Below are 16319 nucleotides of genomic sequence, written 5' to 3'. Positions count from 1 at the left end.
CCTTACTTAAATCTACGTCCGCCCCCTGCCATCATCATGATCTCTGCCGCCCAAAAAGTCAAATGGATAAGCATCTACAGGAGCAAAATGTCTTTTGCCAATCAGGGCTGTTTTATAGCCCAGCTCCTTCATGTAAACCGGAAGTGTTTTAATTCCAGGATAAATGCGGCTGTGATTAGGATAAGCCCCGTTCCTTACTGCTCCCAGTCCTGTAAGCAGCGTCTGTCTTGTAGGAGCGCAAATAGGCACCATATTAAACATATTATCCAGGCACATCCCTTCGGCTTGCAGCTTTGCTAAATGGGGCGTGTAAACCTGTGTGCTTCCGTATGGTTCAATATCTCTCATACTAAGGTCATCTGCCAAAATGAAAAAAATATTGGGACGCTCAGAAGCTGTCTGCGCCCAACCAGCCAGAACAACACCCAATACCCAAAATAGTAACAGTATTCTTTTCATCATACTCACAATCTTAAAAATATTCCGATAAGCGGGTTCCCTGATAATATATGCCGGCATGAACAGAAATAAACAGCATAAACTATCGCCTGTAACTTATGTCTTTTCAAACACACAAAAACCTTCCGTAAGTGGTAATAACTTTATACAAAGGTTTCAGAAGCTCCAAGATAACAATCTATTCTTATCTGATCCAGTTCAAAAGGTCGCCGTTTCGTCTCAAAAATTGAAAATCAACGGCAGGTGGCTCACCAGGTATCTTTAATTCAGCCTATATTTGAAAACAGCGGTTGACCACATTTGAATAACCGTCATGTCTTATATGCTCTGATTAAAATTCCATCCGGTGAAACGACTGTTACATTTGGCGCTCAGCATAGCTTTAATCATTACCTGCCATAAATCGGAAGCTTCTTTTTATTATTTCCGGCATTACCAGGTAGATGAGGGGTTGTTACATAATAATGTTACTGCCATTGTTCAGGACAAACTTGGTTTTATATGGATAGGTACCCGGGCCGGGTTGAACAGGTATGACGGATATACATTCAGAAGTTATTTTCCTGATAAAGCCAAAGTGGGTTCTAACTATATAAAGGCACTTCGCACAGACGGCCAGGGCAATATCTGGATCGGCACTACATCCGGGGTTTTTAAAATGAATCCAGCCACTGAACAAATTGCCTTAGTAGCTGCTTTAGCAAACTTCAATGTAAAAGATATGCTGCCCGACAGTAAAGGCAATTTATGGATTGTGGCTGCAGGAGCTTTACACAAATTTGACCCTCAAAAAGGAACTACACGAACTTATAATATCAGGGTAGCAGCTATTGAGATTGATGCGGCAGATAATTTATGGATAGCAACAGTACAAGGTCAGTTCAGGTTATTGAAGGCATCAACACATCAAATATCAGACCTCGATGTTGGCCCTCTCCCGCAAACCGGAAATCGAAATATTACAAAACTCAGGCTCGTTAAAAACTATCTTTTTGTAGGTACTACTTATGGAATATTTAAAATTGATTTAAACAAACGTATTTGTCACAACATACTTCTGAAAGATTTTAAAGGAACTGAGATTTTTGTCAGAGATATCGTTGCTGCAGTCAATAAAGAGTTGTGTTATGTTGCATCAGAATCAGGATTGTACATTTACAATTTAGGAACTCAACAGATTACTCATGTAAAAAACACCAGCTGACCCTTTTTCACTCAACGATAACGCTATATATTCTGTACTGGAAGACAAAAGAGAGGGCGTTTGGCTGGGCACATTTTTTGGGGGGCTCAACTACTTTTCAAAAGAAAACAATCAATTCGAAAAGTATTACCCGCTTAATATACCCGGTGCTATTTCAGGCAATGCTATCAGGGAAATTTGCGAAGACGAAAGAGGTACTATCTGGATCGGGACTGAAGATGCGGGACTTAATAAATTGGATAAAACTACCGGAAAGTTTATTCAGATCCCCTACGGCAATTCATTAAATCAATTATCTCATCATAATATTCATGGCTTATCTGTGCACAATAATAAGCTATACGTAGGACTGTTTTTCCATGGCCTTGAAGTCATGAACCTCAATGACAATAAAATAGTAGCCCGGTATCCGCAGGTACCCGCAGATGGCAAAAACAGCACGATGGTGATGTGCATTTATAAAACATCCGATAATCGTCTCCTGGTGGGCACTACAGGTTCGGGGTTGTTTGAATACAATGAAAGATCGGGACAACTGAGCCCTGTAATATATATTCCCGGTAATTCCTTTGTTAATGCAATTGAAGAAGACCATACGGGCACCATTTGGACGGGTAGTCTTATCAGAGGGGTTTTTTATTATAATCCCCGGACCGGCGAATCAGGCAATATCAACTTCGCCAGCTTAAAGGATAGCACCAAGAACACCTACACTGTTCAGGGAATATACGAAGATACCGACTACAATATATGGCTGGCAACAGAAGCAGGAGGCTTATTTAAAATCAACAGGCAAAGACAACTGGTGAAACGTTACACAACCACCGAAGGTCTTCCTCCAACAGCTTATACCGGATACTTGAAGATTCAAATAAAAATTTGTGGATCAGCTCAATGAAAGGGCTTATATGCTTTAACACACAAACTGAAAAAATTAAAACTTATACCAAAGCTAACGGGCTCATTACAGACCAGTTCAATTTTAACTCAGCCTACAAGGATCAAAATGGCAAAATGTACTTCGGTACAGTTAAAGGTATGATTGCATTTCAACCTGAACACCTCCTGATTAATAAGGAAGCACCTCCCGTTCATATAACGGGAATTTTTGTTAATTACGAAACGCCTAAATCTTTCACTTATGCTGATCCGATTATAATGAGCGACGAGCAATCTACTTTCAGTATTGAGTTTGCTTCTTTGGATTATGCTTCTGCAAGTGCCGTTCAGTACAAATATATGATGGAAGGTTTCGATAAGAAATGGGTGCATCTGGCTACCAATCGTCGGGCTTACTTTACAGATGTACCTTCGGGCACCTATAAATTCACCGTTCAGGCGCAAAGCAATCTTGGATACTGGGTTAGTGCGCCGGTAACGCTTGTCATTACCGTGTTGCCTCCTTTTTGGAAAAGCACCCCTGCTTTGGCAATATATATATTGGTGGGTATCCTGGCCATTTTATTATTCTTCTACATCTACCATAAAAACCAGGTTAAAAAGAATCTTCGAAAGAACCAGTTGTTTGAAATGCAAAAAGAGCGTGAAACCTATAACACGAAAATGAACTTCTTCGCCAATATTGCACACGAAATACAAACACCATTGGCGCTTATTAAAGGCCCGCTCGAATGGGCGCTAAGCCGCCTTGATGACGTTACTACAGTAAAACGAAACCTGGAGCTGGTCAACCGCAATACCAACCGGCTGGTACAACTTACATCGGAACTACTTGATTTCAGAAAGATGGATATGCAGCAGTTTCAGCCAAAGTTCATGGAAACGGATGTTTCAGCACTGCTTAAAATAATAGTTGATAATTTTGAATCTGCGGGTACAAGTGAGCCCATCAACCTTACCATTCACCTGCCTGTAGCTCCTGTTTACGCACAGATAGACCGGGAAGCTTTTCAAAAAATAATGAGTAACCTCATCTCCAATGCTACCAAGTATGCTGAGACGTCGGCGGAAGTTAATTTATACATAGATGACAGTGAGCCACAATTCTTTAAGGTGGTAGTAATAAACGACGGAACGCCGATTCCGGCAGAAAGTCAAAAGAAAATTTTTGAACCTTTTTATCGCGTGCCATCCAGGTCTACACTGAGAGGAACAGGCATTGGACTATCTTTTGCCAAAACGCTCACAGAAATGCATCACGGCAGACTGGAGTATATTGCAAGCGCTACTAATTTAAATATATTTGAACTAACTTTACCTCTCCACCAGGAAACGACTCCTGCTAAAGCCATCGAAAATGAAACCATCCATATTAATAATAGATGATGAAGAGGAATTACTTGGATTTCTTTGCGAAATACTGCAAGACACTTATGTTATTTATAAGGCCTCCAATGCTGAGGCAGGACTTGGCATATTAGACGTTAATCAGCCGGACCTGATCATTAGCGACATTATGATGCCCGGACTTAACGGACTTGAACTATGCAAACTGCTTAAAGATAATGTCGCTCTGTATCATATTCCGGTTATTCTTCTAACAGCGCGTAAGAGTGACAATGATAAACTTGAGGGACTTGAAACGGGAGCAGATGCCTATATGTGCAAGCCGTTTTCGCCCCGAATGCTTCAGGTACAAGTTGACAACCTGATTAAAAACAGGACCAAAATACGAGACCATGTGGCAAAAAGGCCATTGGATGAAAGCCTTTATACATTGGGATCCAGGTCGGATGAAGCTTTCCTCCAGGAAGTGAGTCAGTTCATCGTATTAAATATTGACAATAAGAATCTTGGAGTTGATGATCTGGCAGACCATATGAATATGAGCCGCCCGACATTTTACAGGCGAATGAAATCTGCCAGCAAATTATCGCCTAAGGATTTTATAGACCGAATTCGTATAAAAAAGGCAGCGGAATTAATTGCAGAAAATGAAAGCAAATTTTTCCAGATCGCAGATAAAGTTGGTTTTAACTCTCAAAGTGTATTTGGAAGAAATTTTCAAAAACATTTCCAATCATCTCCCAAAAAGTTTCTTGACCATCTTAAATCAAAATGGAAGGATTAAATACCTTCGTCGTTTTTATCTTTAACACACCTGAAGCCCGTATGTTCCAAACCAGTGTCGGGGCTACTTTTCATCCGCCGGGCCACCCTGTAACCACTGCAATAAGAATCATTACACAGGAAACTACCACCCCTGAGACTTCTCTTAACCGAATATGGTTCCTGTGGATCGTATGCTTTGCCAGGCCCTTTGGGATCAATGGTAAATTTTCCTCTAACTGTTTATAATAATCATGATCATATAAATCGCTGCACCATTCCCACACATTACCGGCCATATCATATAATCCGTAAAGATTGGGAGTAAAAGATTTAACCGGCGCGGCGGTGACATAGCCATCTTTTTTTCATTCAGGTAAGGAAATTTCCCCTCCCAGCTATTACTTTTGGGCGCTCCCTGGTTTACAGGTTCATTACCCCAGGGATAAATATTATTCACTAATCCACCTCTGGCGGCAAACTCCCACTCAGCCTCTGTTGGAAGCCGCTTCCCGGCCCATTTACAATAAGCCATAGCATCATCCCAGCTCACCTGGACTACGGGGTATAGGCCTTTATCTTCTATATTACTACCAGGCCCCTGCGGATGTTTCCAATCAGCGCCCGTTTCCCATTTCCACCATTGACTATAGTCAGTCAGATCTACAGGTCCGTTGGATTGCAGAAAGACAAGCGATGCCGCAACCAGCAAACTGTCCGCTGGTTTGGGAGTACCGGGTGGAAGTGTTTTTGTAATTCGGACCAATCCGGTTTACGCTCGGCAGTCGTTACATAACCAGTGGCCTCCACAAACGTCCTGAATTGATCATTGGTTACTTCAGTAACATCCATATAGAAGGCACTTACCTGAACCAGGTGCTTAGGATACTCGTCCTGGCTGGCTTGCTCATTGTCACCTCCCATTTCAAATGTTCCGCCCGGAATGAATACCATTGGTGATAAAGAAGAATCAGCAGGGAAAACAGTGGGCATGGAATCGACTGCAGCAGCGAACCTGGATGCAGGCATACAACTGTGAACAGCATTTGGCTGCAATTTTTCCGGTCTGCCCTTACAACCCGTCAACAACGCCCCTGTAAGAATTATTATCCCTAGAAATTTATACATGCGGGCTATTCTTTTAGTTTGGGCAAGTGGCTCCACCAATTTTGCAATTTCACCTGTAGTTGGGCAGCAATTTTTTCATTGTTTGAAACGATATTCATTTTTTCCAGGGGATCTGCAAGCATGTCATATAATTCACGATCGCTTCCATCTTCATTCATTAATAATTTCCAACGACCAGATCGAATGGCCAAAGCAGGACTTTTATCTAATGCCTTTGGATAACTGTATGCGATGTTGTTACGTCCATACTCCCAGAAGATATCGGCAGGTCTCGCAGAAGGTTTACCTCTTAAAACGGCAGCTCTGTCTACTCCATCAGCTTTGTAGCCGGCAGGCAGGTTAACACCGCAAATTTTACTTAGTGAGGGCAACAAGTCTAAGGCTGTAACTACAGAGTTCATGTCCGTGCGACCTGCAGGTATATGACCAGGCCAGCTGATAATAAAAGGCATGCGAATCCCTCCCTCATACAAAGACAATTTGGAGCCTCTTAAACCGCCGGACCTGCTTCCCTTGAAGCTGGGCATGGGACCGTTATCACTGGTAAAAACAACTATCGTATTATCCTCAATATTTAATTGTTTAAGCCCTTCTATCAGGCGGCCTATCTGCACATCCAACTCTTTCAAAACCCGCTTAAAGGCTGCCTCCCCTTCCCTGTTTTTGGGATACACTGTTCCATCATCATCATCTGCTTTTGGCACCCAGGGGTGTGCACATCATCCGGCCATAGGTTGATAAAACATGGCTTCGATTTATTTTTAGCCAAAAAAGAAAGTGTTTTATCTACAAAATATTTTGTACGGTCCCAACGTTTGATGCTGTCTTTATCCGACCAGATCCAGTCGGTAGCAGTAAGTAAGGGATCGGGCTGAGGACTTTCATAAGTGCTTGCATGTTCGTCAAATCCATATTCGCTGAAAGCCGGGGCATTAAATACATCACGCCCACCGCCCATATGCCACTTTCCAAAATGACCGGTTGCATACCCGGCTTTTTTAAAAAACCTGGCGATGGAAGGCGCATCGGTGGAGAGAAAATCTGTTTGCTCCGCTTTTCTGTTGTGCTCTTTTGTGGCTAAAAAGTACAAAAATTCCACCGGCCCGGGTAATTACCCGTTAGCATACCCGCCCTTGATGGCGAACAAATAGGAGCTGCACTATAATACCGCTCCAGTTTAAGCCCGCTTTTTGCCAGCCGGTCTAAATTAGGTGTTGGAACAAAATTTCCTCCAAAACAGCCTATATCGCCGTACCCCATATCGTCTACTAAAATAACGATAACATTAGGCTGCTTTCTTGTCTGTGCATGGGTATAGCTACTATTTATAAGTAATAGCGCCAACAACAGTACCAGCAACAGCGGTTGTTTTTTTCTGTTAGAAGTCTGATTGGATTTATACATTTAATCTTTTTTACGTTCGCAAATGTCTATCTGTTGGCAGTAAATTACTACACTTAAAAATAGAAATTATATTATACATCTGACCCTTAATCATTCAGGGCCTTATGCATTTCCTTCAGTTGTTGCACAGGAATTTTTATTACTTTCCGGTCGTATGTCATGAGCCCGTTTACCTCTCCTTCCACATCGGTAGTTTGAGTATATACCGCAGCTGAGAGTCCTTTATTTTTTTCATCTCAACAATCTGGTCAAACTTGTGCTTATAATTCTTCAATAATTCCGGCGCCGACTGATACGTCTGATATCCCCAGTTTCTCATGGATGGATTCCACAGGTGCGCTTCCAGGGGATAACCGATACCGCCGAACTCTCCAATTACACTGGCCCTGTCTTTGGGTAAAGGCGGTACATCCACCGTGGTTTGATAAGTGTGTATATCAAGCATATCTCCTACAGGTCGTAAAGCCCATCCACTCACCGCATTAACCAGCCGGGTTGAGTCGAGCATCTTAATGGTTTTTGCAAGTCTGACGGTTGCATATTGTCCCCAGCCCTCATTTAGCGGCACCCAGGTTACAATGCTTGGCATGCTGTAATGCTGATCGATCATTCTTCTGAGCTCCCATTCAAATTGTGCGGCGCTTTCGGCATCCCTATGTAAATCGGGTCCGTTCCTGCCCACATGTTGCAAATGAAGCGGTTTCTCATTTCCATTTTGTTCAATAACCATACCTGATGGCATATCCTGCCAAACCAACATTCCCAATTTATCACAATGATAATACCATAAATCAGGCTCTACCTTAATATGCTTACGAATCATATTAAATCCCATTTCTTTGGTCTTCACAATATCAAAAACCATCGCTTCTTCTGAAGGAGGAGTGTGCAAACCGTCTGGCCACCAGCCCTGATCAAGCGTTCCATACTGGAATATCGGTTTATTGTTTAGAAAAATATATTTTAAGCCCTCTTTTGTTTCCACGCTTATTTTTCTCATTCCGAAATAGCTGCTTACCTGGTCCACCTCTTTCCCTTCTTTATCCAAAAGAGTTAACTGCAGATCATATAAATAAGGGCTTTCGGGTGACCATAATCTGGCGTTCTCCAAAGGTATTTCAACCTGTTTGTTTGCAGAAGTCCTGGCGGTCTTAATTTCCTTACCATCCGCTATAATGTTTAACAGGGCAGTATAACCGGGCTTTAAAGGACGGTTAGTCTGGGGCACAATCTTTACGGTACCTTTATCAATATCGGTCACCACGCGTATCTCGCTGAACCAGGCATCGTCCGACACTGCTTCCAGCCAAACCGTTTGCCAGATACCGCTAACCGGCGTGTACCATATACCATGCTGGGAAAGTTGCTGTTTACCCCTTGCCTGAGATCCTTCGCTCGATGGATCATCTACAGCTACTACTATTTCCTGCGGGCCTGATGCCGTTAAATAAGGAGTTATATTAAAAGAAAAGCGGTCGTACGCTCCTTTATGGGCGCCCACCAAAGCACCATTTACCCATACCGCCGCCGACCAGTCAACAGCATCAAAGTTTAGCACAATATCCTTTCCTTTCCAGTCAGCAGGTACTTTAAAATTCCTTTTATAATAAAGCCGTTCGTTAGGTAAAAAAGCTTTCTTTACGCCCGACAAGGCCGACTCCACACAAAAAGGGCACCAGTATTTTACCATCATATTTTTCGGGCGCCGGTTTATTTTTGGCAACAATGCTATAATCCCACAGCCCATTCAGGTTCATCCAGTTCTGGCGCTTTAATTGTGGTCTCGGATACTGCTGCCAGGTGTTTTGAGGTGTAACCTTTTGCGCCCATACAGTACTGAGTGACACCGGCTGCATGCGCCATTGCTGAGCCTTTAACGATGCGCTGCAACTCATCATTAATGCAACACCAAAAATTGATTTTAACATATATAGATATTAAGAATTCTTTTAAGTGCCGGTCATACTCAACCCGTCCACAATATGTGTAAATTCCAGGTCAGCATGTGCACATCGTATCAATGGCAAATGCTCTTTGGTACAATGATGTACAACCAACATTGAAACCAGCATGCAGGCGATGGAACGCGGTCGTTATTTGCGTGCCTTGTTTTTTCTTATACGTAGCACTTCGTTATAAGGTATAACGCCAACCCGTTTAGCCCAGTTATTATATTTCTGAGATAGCTCTTTGACAACCCGGGGCGCAATGCAGCTAAGTCATGTAACTCAGAGCGGTCTTTATTCACATCGTAGAGTTCCCACTTATCAGTTTGATGAGGATCATAAGCTTTCACCAGTTTCAGGTTTCCTAGTCTCACCGCTGCATTACCTTCATGTTCCCAAAAAACCGGTTGGTTATGAACCGGTTTTTCTTTACCTGCGACCAATGGTAAGAGACTGGCTCCCTGCATTGGAACTATAGGATGCTCCTTAAATTTTTTCGGATAGCCAGCTCCGCGGCCTCAACACAAGTTGCCATAATATCCTGGAAAAAGCCATACTGATCAGTAAGCCGTCCTTTTGCCGCCGCGGCCATTTTAGAAGGCCAATGCATAATCAGCGGGCTACTAATACCACCCTCATGCACCCAATGTTTGTATTTTCGGAAAGGTGTATTGGAAACGTTCGCCCAGGATTGCCCATAACTTAAAAAATAACCTTCCCTGGTTCCTAATAATTCCTTGTTTCCACCTCCCAATTGTCCTCCTTCCGCACAAGCCCCATTATCGGCAACAAACATGATAAGCGTATTATCGAGTTCACCGTTCGCTTCGAGGGTAGCGATCAGTTTACCAATATTCTGGTCCATCCTGTCAATTTGCGCTGCGTACAAAGCCATACGATGATCCATTTCATCTTTTTCTCCGGTGAAAGACGATCCCAGTCCACACCGTCGGCATTGCTCAGCTCCAGGCCGTTATCAATGATCCCTAATTGCTTCATCTTCTCAAAGCGGGCTTTTCGTAAAGCGCTCCAACCTTCTTTGTATTTGTTTCTATACTTATTGACATCGGCCTGTAATGCGTTGAGCGGCCAGTGAGGACTTGTGTAAGCCAGGTAGAGGAAGAACGGTTTTTTTGCTGAGCCGACTTATTTTCATTGATGAACTTAATTGCGTAGTTGGTAAATGCGTCGGTAATGTAAAAATCATCTCCCTCGGGCTCTACACTTTTATTCATCAATGTCAGGCCCCGCTCACCAGTTGGATGGAAGTAATTGGAAGCTCCGGCTAAAATGCCATAATATTTATCGAACCCTCTCTGTAGCGGCCATCTCGAAGGATCATGATAACCCAGGTGCCATTTGCCGGTCATAAAGGTTGTATAGCCGGCCGACTTTAATACTTCCGCTATGGTAACAGATTGGTTATTTATATCGCCCTGGTAAGCAGGCACCCCATAATTAAACGCGGTACTATCTTCCGGATCGTTGGTCATGTGACCAATTCCTGCCTGATGCGGATACAGGCCCGTCAAAAGTGCTGCGCGGCTTGGGCAACATCTTGCACTGTTATAAAACTGTTTAAACCGCAGGCCATTTTTGGCCAGCTTATCCAGGTTCGAGTCTGCACTTCCCCGCCATAACATCCGATGTCTGAAAAGCCCATATCATCCGCCATAATGAGTACAATATTAGGGCGCTTATCCTGTGCGGCAACAACTGTAAAAAGATGCAGCAACAGTGCCATCGATATCATATATTTTCTGCTCATAAATATTTTTTAGCGCGAAATTATCCTGTGAACCCACCACCATTACTGCTCATTCTTTGCCTTTCGTATAGGTTGGTCCATTAAAACACCTTTATCTCCCTGGTCCTGCATCCATTGATGCAATTGCGTTTTATACTTATTTACAACTCCGGCATATTGAGGATCGTTTGCAAGATTGTGTAATTCGTATGGATCATTTTTTAGATCATACAATTCTATCGCGGGACGATGTGCAATCCTATTCACCAGTTTTTTATCACCCGGGCTCTGCTCGGCACTTTTTACCCAGGTGGTCCATGCCAGTTCTTTACGTTGCGGATTCATCATATACTTTATTTTGTAGGTAGAATCGGGCATAAGATTAAGCAGCAACTTAAAATTATTATCCCGCACACTCCTGATAGGATAAGCCGGCCCTTCTGGTATGTTATTATGAATACCAAAAGCCAGCTGCCGGTGGGTAGATTTATGACCTTCCAATACAGATTTAAAACTCATCCCATCCAGGTTTTTAACAGGTTTGCCACCCGCAATGTCAACCAATGTAGGAGTGATATCTTCATACTGAATAATTGCACTGCTTTGACTGCCCGCTTGTGTTACTCCCGGCCACCGCACAATCATTGAGCTCTTCTGCCCGTTGTCGTACAGGTTCCATTTACCGCCTGGAAACTGGGGACCTTGTTCTCCTAAAAATATAACAATGGTATTTTCTTCCAGGCCGCTTTCCTTTAATAATTTTAAGACATCTCCTACCTGGTTATCAAGCACGCGCACTTCAGCGAGGTACCTTGCAAACTGTTCGCGGGTAAGATCGGTATTTACCCAATGAGCCGGCAATACAAGTTTTCGGGGATTAAATTCTGAGGGATTACCTACCGTCCATGGCGCATGCGGATTAATACTCATGATGAAAAGACAAAAAGGATCCTTTTGTTGCATGTATTGTTTTACACTGTCGAGAAAATAGAGATCTGTTGCAGATACGCAGTTAGGTTCAAAGCCCTTCACTATTTCAAAGGGGAAAATTGTTTTGGGTCGCGTTACATGATCCTTACCGGTTAATCCAACCTTATAACCTGCTTCGTTCATATAATGTACGATACTCTTTAAACCTGCATACACCGGCTTATGATTCTGATAGGCGCCATGCCTGGCCGGGAACAAGCCTGTGAACAGGGAAGCGCGGGTAGGTACACACATAGCCTCAGACGCAATCATTGAATTAAACTGCATACCCTGGGAAGCCAGCAAATCTATATTATGCGTTAAGATGTTCTTTCCCCGTAACAACTCAGTTGCCTGGAGTCGAGGTCATCTGCCATAATAATGATGATATTGGGGCGCCCCTTTTTAACAGGAGTGTTGCCTGCCGCATAACTCATACCCGACAGCATTACAAAAACTACTGGTATAACCAACCTGCAAATCATACATAAACCTGACATGGTAATACATTTTAATTATTTAAAGATAGCAGCGTCCAAAACTTATGGCATAGCAACATTAAAATTACTATACGTAACTATTTATGGTTAATCATAAATTAGCTAAATCATCTCAACTACACCGTGCTAGAGCCATTGCTTACGGGGCAGTCTTCAAAACAAGTATCATAGTTTACCTTTGAACAGCCTTATAGGATTTCCTCACCCGTTCAACATCGGGCATGAGCCGGCCGCTTTGCCATTTAACCGGTACAAGAGCCGGCCTGCAGGTTACCTGGAACCGCTTCCCCATAACGCCGCGCGGATTGAAAAAGTGGTCGACCACCAGGCACCGCCGCATCCTGGAAAAGATTATTATGCCCCCTTCCAGGATAGCGGGATACCTCGGGCTGTAGGGACCGTAAATATTATCCGCTTCAGCTACCACTACATCATAGCTATGTACTTTTTTAGAACCGCCTGCATTGCCGGTATAGGTATAGGATCCGTCTTCACGTGCCACTGACCAAACGGTTTGTAACAGCTGATATTTGTTATGATGCTTGCTGATGGTAGCCCCTTCTATATAAGGCTCGGGATCATAAGGAGTTTCTTTAAACAATTGGAATGGCTGCGCAATATCGCTCAAATCGGGCTTCATTTTCGCAATGTAGTGATTGTGCCCAACCAGGTACACATCACCATTATCATCTTCAAAAGCTCCCAGATCGATATTAGCAAAGATGGCCTTATCCTTATTACCTGGAATATTCTGATAGGGCCCTTCCGGTTTTCCACTGATGCTTTCGAGTACAAATGATCCGCCACCTCCATTCAGACAGGCTATCAACAGCCATTTCTTTTGAGATTTTATATAATGTAATTCGGGTGCCCATACAGCCCGGAAAATTGAATCGAGCGGGTCGCCGTTAACAGACCTGGCCCCGGCTTTACCGGCTTTCCTTTTTTGCCAGGCAGCTGCATCTTTAGCAAATGACCAGACAAGACCCTTTGATTCCCATTTCTTCAGGTCGCGCGATCGCCACAGGTACAGACCATCATTATGATCCCAGCAATGCTTCTCACCCGTGAAATGTCTACCCGGAGTGGCTGTAGTACCAGTCAGGTAATAGAAGTTATCGGGTCCCTTCATCACATAGGTATCCCGCATCCAAATATCCAGAACAGGAGTTACAGAGCCGGGAACAGTCAGGGCTTTATTGCCCACCGGCGCAAAGGGGTCGCTAAACTGTGCCTGGTGCCTCGATGGAGATGGAGCTTGAGCCAGTACTGCAGACCATATACCTGAACATGCAAGTACTGTTACCAAACTTCTTTTAAATGAATAGGACATAGAAATGATTAAACCAGGATTACTTTACATATTACCGTTTACGAATATTCTTTTTATCTTATCTGAAATACATCCGAAAAATTCATCTCGGTAAATCCAACGGTTTTCACCGCAATGCGGGCATACAAATGAGCATGTGGTATAAATGTAACTGCTTTTAAAGTATGGCTTAAATTAATGATTTTTGACAGATCAAGATTCGTTCCTGAAAGCGATCCGCCGGGATCGGGATTTTGCTGACTGGATGGATTGACATTAATAAGATTGTCAACCAGCTGGGTTTTGCCTACTACAAGGTATACGCGCTCCAGCTGGCGGGCTGCCGATTGTTTATTGATTTTAAACGATGCCTTTAAAGAGTCGTTCAATACAGAAAAACTAACATCGCTTAATGTAAAATAAGGAGTGACGGAAACATCGAGCGTAGTAGATCCGTTTATCTTAACAGGAATAGTATCTGTATTGTTTTCCCAGGGACCATTGCCTGATACTCTTATTAACTGATAATCTCCATCAAACAAAAGAGAAGAAAAAGTACCATCCTGTTTTACATTTACGTTAATAGGATTTCTAAGTTCAAATCCCGGCTGGTACAGTTGAAGCACACTGATGCCTTGCCGGATAAAAAGCGGTTCGCCGTTAAAAGTGATGCGGCCTGTAAGCTGGGATGATGGCGGATCATAGTTATCTTTTTCACAACTGCAAAAAACAACTAAGGTCATTAAACAGGTATAAAGTAAGGTTTTCATAATCTTTAATGAAATGGGTTTTTAACTATTAGTGGATTGGCGTTAATAGCACCAGGAGGAATCTGCGAGTAATAATTACCCATTCTAAAATTTCTCGGTTGGGTAAATCGGGGTGCTACTTTTTTACAAAAACATATTTATTATGCCTGGCCGGTCTCTCCGGGCCTTACAACGCGGTAAGGCCAGAGTGCGTAAGCCAATGTAGTTTCTGTTTGCCGGCTGCCGTTGAATAAAACATGCGCCAGCCTCCATCTTTTTAAATCCCAGTAACGCTGCTCTTCAAAGGCCAGTTCAACCTGGTACTCCTTATAATCCTGGTCCTATCCAGCGAACTAAGGCTGTTGGGGCCAAAACCTGCCCGTTCGCGCAGCCGGTTGATATAACTGAGCGCTTCCTCCTGCTGATTAAGCTCAAAGGCAGCTTCGGCAGCTATCAACAATATACCTCCAAGGCGATATCTAATCCACCAAATATCACTTCCCTGGCCTGCCTGGCCCGAGCCCACCCTGGAGTCTACATATTTACGCAGGAAAAATCCCGTATTGGTAACGTTTGCTGCATTAGGCTGAGGGCCATTGGCTGCCACTAATAATCCGCCGTCGGTAAATATGCTGTTAAGGGCCGAAGAAGTTCTTTCTACATACCGGTTAGTGGCCGCATTCCACTCCATTACACCTGCCTGAATTTCTATACGTTCTCCTCTGAAAGTAGAATTGGGCGTAATAATCGTACCAAACATCCGGGGATCTTTACCCTCAAATATATCCTCGGGCTTATCGTAATAAATGTAGTCTGACCCATTGGGTGTATTGGTTAGCAGGGTACCTGAAGAACCGTCAAGCCGTTCAAACGCTTCTACCAGGTTTAATGTAGGAACCAAACCGGTGCTGCCGGTGGCATTTTCTCTGAGTGAACGCGGGATATTCTCCACCGTAAAGCTGTGATATTTGCCTTCGAGTGTAAAATCAAAAGCCCAGATCACTTCAGGATTGCCTGATTTTTTAGTAAAAAGATCATAAAAATTTTGCCCCTTATCTGTATTCACATTATAAAGAGAATAAGGACCATTGATAATAATTTCTTTGGCTGCAGCCAAAGCCTGTGTATAATATCCGTTAGCCTTATCTGCCGGTATACCTACTTCACCACCTACGGTTTGAATTGGCTCTGTAAGCTGGTTGTTATATTTGGCAATAGAGGCGGCGTATATCATTGCCTGGGCTTTTAATGCAAGAGCAGTCCATTTGTTGGCCCTGGTTTTACTGGTTTCGGTAAGCGGCATTTGATCTTTAATAGCATCCAGCTCACTTGCAATAAAATCGTAAATCCCGCTTTCCGTCGCTCTGGGTTCTTTCATGTCTTCTACGCTTTCGGGCCCGGTGTATTGATAGGTTTTTAAGATCAGTGGTACGCCGCCCATGCTACGCACAGCAAGGAAGTATACGTAAGCTCTGATAAAACGGGCTTCAGCCAACAACTGCATTTTATCCTGCGCTTCCATTACATCGGCCACTTCCAGTTTTTCCAGGAATAGATCCAGGTCTCTCATCAATTCATAAGGCCAGAACTGTTTGTCTGTATACGGAAAATTAACACGGGTATTACGGGCATTGTTACCACCCAATCCGCCCGACCACATAGCTTCATCAGTATCAGTAGGTGCAAGTAAGCCTCCTTCAAAACCGCCCGTAGGCTGAATCCGGTTATATAGGTTCGCTAATACAGCCAGCGCCAGCTTAGGATCGCTCCACACCTGGTCATCTAAAAGTATTTCTGTAGGTTCTCTTTGTAAAAACTTTTTGCATCCCAAAGCTGATACCAAAAGGATCGTTACCAACAGGACGAGACTTATTTTATTTATACTTTTCATT

At 43.3% G+C, this 16319-nt stretch carries 22 protein-coding genes and 2 pseudogenes; 5 read left to right on the top strand and 19 right to left on the bottom strand.

The window, feature by feature from the left end; translation table 11 throughout:
• Positions 1-12 precede the first annotated feature (12 nt).
• Complete coding sequence (locus MKP07_RS26340; RefSeq protein WP_240850232.1) at positions 13-462, bottom strand: sulfatase family protein; 450 nt, start codon at positions 460-462, stop codon at positions 13-15.
• A gap of 343 nt (positions 463-805) precedes the next feature.
• Between MKP07_RS26340 and MKP07_RS26335 the strand changes: the two genes are divergently transcribed.
• The 5 genes and pseudogenes from MKP07_RS26335 to MKP07_RS26320 all read left to right on the top strand — a co-directional run bounded on the left by MKP07_RS26335 (position 806) and on the right by MKP07_RS26320 (position 4694).
• Positions 806-1663 (top strand): ligand-binding sensor domain-containing protein, encoded by an 858-nt coding sequence (locus MKP07_RS26335; RefSeq protein ID WP_240850231.1) that lies wholly within the window; start codon positions 806-808, stop codon positions 1661-1663.
• Between the two features lie 13 nt (positions 1664-1676).
• A pseudogene (locus MKP07_RS43025) lies at positions 1677-1877 on the top strand (two-component regulator propeller domain-containing protein); the annotation flags it as partial.
• A 21-nt stretch (positions 1878-1898) separates the two neighbouring features.
• Positions 1899-2561 carry a ligand-binding sensor domain-containing protein gene (locus MKP07_RS26330; protein WP_240850230.1) on the top strand — a complete coding sequence of 221 codons (663 nt, stop codon included), beginning with the start codon at positions 1899-1901 and terminating at the stop codon, positions 2559-2561.
• On the top strand, positions 2558-3949 hold the full coding sequence (locus tag MKP07_RS26325; RefSeq protein WP_240850229.1) for an ATP-binding protein: 1392 nt from the start codon (positions 2558-2560) through the stop codon (positions 3947-3949). The genes MKP07_RS26330 and MKP07_RS26325 overlap by 4 nt, the downstream gene beginning before the upstream one ends.
• Positions 3921-4694 (top strand): response regulator transcription factor, encoded by a 774-nt coding sequence (locus tag MKP07_RS26320; RefSeq protein WP_240850228.1) that lies wholly within the window; start codon positions 3921-3923, stop codon positions 4692-4694. Before MKP07_RS26325 ends, MKP07_RS26320 begins: the two co-directional genes overlap by 29 nt.
• Here MKP07_RS26320 and MKP07_RS43020 read toward each other — a convergent pair.
• The 18 genes and pseudogenes from MKP07_RS43020 to MKP07_RS26265 form a co-directional block, all read right to left on the bottom strand.
• On the bottom strand, positions 4691-4894 hold the full coding sequence (locus MKP07_RS43020) for an SUMF1/EgtB/PvdO family nonheme iron enzyme (RefSeq protein ID WP_394803703.1): 204 nt from the start codon (positions 4892-4894) through the stop codon (positions 4691-4693). The genes MKP07_RS26320 and MKP07_RS43020 overlap by 4 nt on opposite strands.
• Before the next feature lie 214 nt (positions 4895-5108).
• A pseudogene (locus MKP07_RS43015) lies at positions 5109-5384 on the bottom strand (SUMF1/EgtB/PvdO family nonheme iron enzyme); the annotation flags it as partial.
• A complete protein-coding gene (locus MKP07_RS39685; protein ID WP_262919493.1) occupies positions 5336-5701 on the bottom strand; it encodes a formylglycine-generating enzyme family protein in 366 nt (121 codons plus the stop codon). The pseudogene MKP07_RS43015 and the gene MKP07_RS39685, both read right to left, overlap by 49 nt.
• Before the next feature lie 104 nt (positions 5702-5805).
• On the bottom strand, positions 5806-6504 hold the full coding sequence (locus tag MKP07_RS39680) for a sulfatase family protein (RefSeq protein WP_317235899.1): 699 nt from the start codon (positions 6502-6504) through the stop codon (positions 5806-5808).
• Positions 6426-6899 carry a sulfatase-like hydrolase/transferase gene (locus MKP07_RS39675; RefSeq protein ID WP_317235898.1) on the bottom strand — a complete coding sequence of 158 codons (474 nt, stop codon included), beginning with the start codon at positions 6897-6899 and terminating at the stop codon, positions 6426-6428. The genes MKP07_RS39680 and MKP07_RS39675 overlap by 79 nt, the downstream gene beginning before the upstream one ends.
• On the bottom strand, positions 6878-7204 hold the full coding sequence (locus MKP07_RS39670; protein WP_262919492.1) for a sulfatase family protein: 327 nt from the start codon (positions 7202-7204) through the stop codon (positions 6878-6880). Before MKP07_RS39670 ends, MKP07_RS39675 begins: the two co-directional genes overlap by 22 nt.
• A 169-nt stretch (positions 7205-7373) precedes the next feature.
• Positions 7374-8897, bottom strand: a complete 1524-nt coding sequence (locus tag MKP07_RS26305; RefSeq protein WP_240850227.1) for a glycoside hydrolase family 2 protein — start codon at positions 8895-8897, stop codon at positions 7374-7376.
• Entirely contained in the window at positions 8824-9132 is a 309-nt protein-coding gene (locus MKP07_RS26300) for a hypothetical protein (protein ID WP_240850226.1), read from the bottom strand. Before MKP07_RS26300 ends, MKP07_RS26305 begins: the two co-directional genes overlap by 74 nt.
• A 188-nt stretch (positions 9133-9320) precedes the next feature.
• Complete coding sequence (locus MKP07_RS26295) at positions 9321-9617, bottom strand: sulfatase/phosphatase domain-containing protein (protein WP_240850225.1); 297 nt, start codon at positions 9615-9617, stop codon at positions 9321-9323.
• A 5-nt stretch (positions 9618-9622) separates the two neighbouring features.
• A complete protein-coding gene (locus MKP07_RS39665; protein ID WP_262919491.1) occupies positions 9623-10015 on the bottom strand; it encodes a sulfatase-like hydrolase/transferase in 393 nt (130 codons plus the stop codon).
• Positions 9991-10149, bottom strand: coding sequence for a hypothetical protein (locus MKP07_RS39660; RefSeq protein ID WP_262919490.1), 159 nt, complete (start codon positions 10147-10149; stop codon positions 9991-9993). The genes MKP07_RS39665 and MKP07_RS39660 overlap by 25 nt, the downstream gene beginning before the upstream one ends.
• A complete protein-coding gene (locus MKP07_RS39655) occupies positions 10146-10793 on the bottom strand; it encodes a sulfatase-like hydrolase/transferase (protein ID WP_262919489.1) in 648 nt (215 codons plus the stop codon). Before MKP07_RS39655 ends, MKP07_RS39660 begins: the two co-directional genes overlap by 4 nt.
• 167 nt (positions 10794-10960) lie before the next feature.
• Positions 10961-12172, bottom strand: a complete 1212-nt coding sequence (locus MKP07_RS26285; RefSeq protein WP_240850224.1) for a sulfatase family protein — start codon at positions 12170-12172, stop codon at positions 10961-10963.
• Positions 12173-12186: 14 nt separating this feature from the next.
• Positions 12187-12366, bottom strand: a complete 180-nt coding sequence (locus MKP07_RS26280; protein ID WP_240850222.1) for a hypothetical protein — start codon at positions 12364-12366, stop codon at positions 12187-12189.
• Positions 12367-12538: 172 nt separating this feature from the next.
• Positions 12539-13675 (bottom strand): family 43 glycosylhydrolase, encoded by a 1137-nt coding sequence (locus MKP07_RS26275; RefSeq protein ID WP_240850220.1) that lies wholly within the window; start codon positions 13673-13675, stop codon positions 12539-12541.
• A 77-nt stretch (positions 13676-13752) separates the two neighbouring features.
• On the bottom strand, positions 13753-14448 hold the full coding sequence (locus MKP07_RS26270) for a DUF3823 domain-containing protein (RefSeq protein WP_240850219.1): 696 nt from the start codon (positions 14446-14448) through the stop codon (positions 13753-13755).
• 140 nt (positions 14449-14588) lie between these two features.
• The gene (locus MKP07_RS43010) at positions 14589-14738 is read right to left on the bottom strand and encodes a RagB/SusD family nutrient uptake outer membrane protein (protein ID WP_394803702.1); all 150 of its coding nucleotides are present in this window, start codon (positions 14736-14738) and stop codon (positions 14589-14591) included.
• The gene (locus MKP07_RS26265; RefSeq protein WP_240850217.1) at positions 14705-16318 is read right to left on the bottom strand and encodes a RagB/SusD family nutrient uptake outer membrane protein; all 1614 of its coding nucleotides are present in this window, start codon (positions 16316-16318) and stop codon (positions 14705-14707) included. The genes MKP07_RS43010 and MKP07_RS26265 overlap by 34 nt, the downstream gene beginning before the upstream one ends.
• Position 16319: the final 1 nt, after the last annotated feature.

It is taken from the genome of Paraniabella hibiscisoli, assembly GCF_022512515.1.
Taxonomy (GTDB): domain Bacteria; phylum Bacteroidota; class Bacteroidia; order Chitinophagales; family Chitinophagaceae; genus Niabella; species Niabella hibiscisoli.
This window is presented reverse-complemented; position numbering and strand designations above follow the sequence as displayed.

Excerpts from the sequence above, each read along its gene's own strand:
- MKP07_RS39655 (WP_262919489.1), bottom strand. The coding sequence starts at position 10,793 with ATGTTATGGCGGGGAAGTGCAGACTCGAACCTGGATAAGCTGGCCAAA.
- MKP07_RS26270 (WP_240850219.1), bottom strand. The coding sequence starts at position 14,448 with ATGAAAACCTTACTTTATACCTGTTTAATGACCTTAGTTGTTTTTTGC.
- MKP07_RS26280 (WP_240850222.1), bottom strand. The coding sequence starts at position 12,366 with ATGTCAGGTTTATGTATGATTTGCAGGTTGGTTATACCAGTAGTTTTT.
- MKP07_RS26300 (WP_240850226.1), bottom strand. The coding sequence starts at position 9,132 with ATGTTAAAATCAATTTTTGGTGTTGCATTAATGATGAGTTGCAGCGCA.
- MKP07_RS26265 (WP_240850217.1), bottom strand. The coding sequence starts at position 16,318 with ATGAAAAGTATAAATAAAATAAGTCTCGTCCTGTTGGTAACGATCCTT.
- MKP07_RS39685 (WP_262919493.1), bottom strand. The coding sequence starts at position 5,701 with ATGCCTGCATCCAGGTTCGCTGCTGCAGTCGATTCCATGCCCACTGTT.
- MKP07_RS26295 (WP_240850225.1), bottom strand. The coding sequence starts at position 9,617 with ATGCAGGGAGCCAGTCTCTTACCATTGGTCGCAGGTAAAGAAAAACCG.
- MKP07_RS26320 (WP_240850228.1), top strand. The coding sequence starts at position 3,921 with ATGAAACCATCCATATTAATAATAGATGATGAAGAGGAATTACTTGGA.
- MKP07_RS39670 (WP_262919492.1), bottom strand. The coding sequence starts at position 7,204 with ATGTATAAATCCAATCAGACTTCTAACAGAAAAAAACAACCGCTGTTG.
- MKP07_RS26305 (WP_240850227.1), bottom strand. The coding sequence starts at position 8,897 with ATGATGGTAAAATACTGGTGCCCTTTTTGTGTGGAGTCGGCCTTGTCG.
- MKP07_RS39665 (WP_262919491.1), bottom strand. The coding sequence starts at position 10,015 with ATGGACCAGAATATTGGTAAACTGATCGCTACCCTCGAAGCGAACGGT.
- MKP07_RS26340 (WP_240850232.1), bottom strand. The coding sequence starts at position 462 with ATGATGAAAAGAATACTGTTACTATTTTGGGTATTGGGTGTTGTTCTG.
- MKP07_RS39660 (WP_262919490.1), bottom strand. The coding sequence starts at position 10,149 with ATGAAGCAATTAGGGATCATTGATAACGGCCTGGAGCTGAGCAATGCC.
- MKP07_RS26325 (WP_240850229.1), top strand. The coding sequence starts at position 2,558 with ATGAAAGGGCTTATATGCTTTAACACACAAACTGAAAAAATTAAAACT.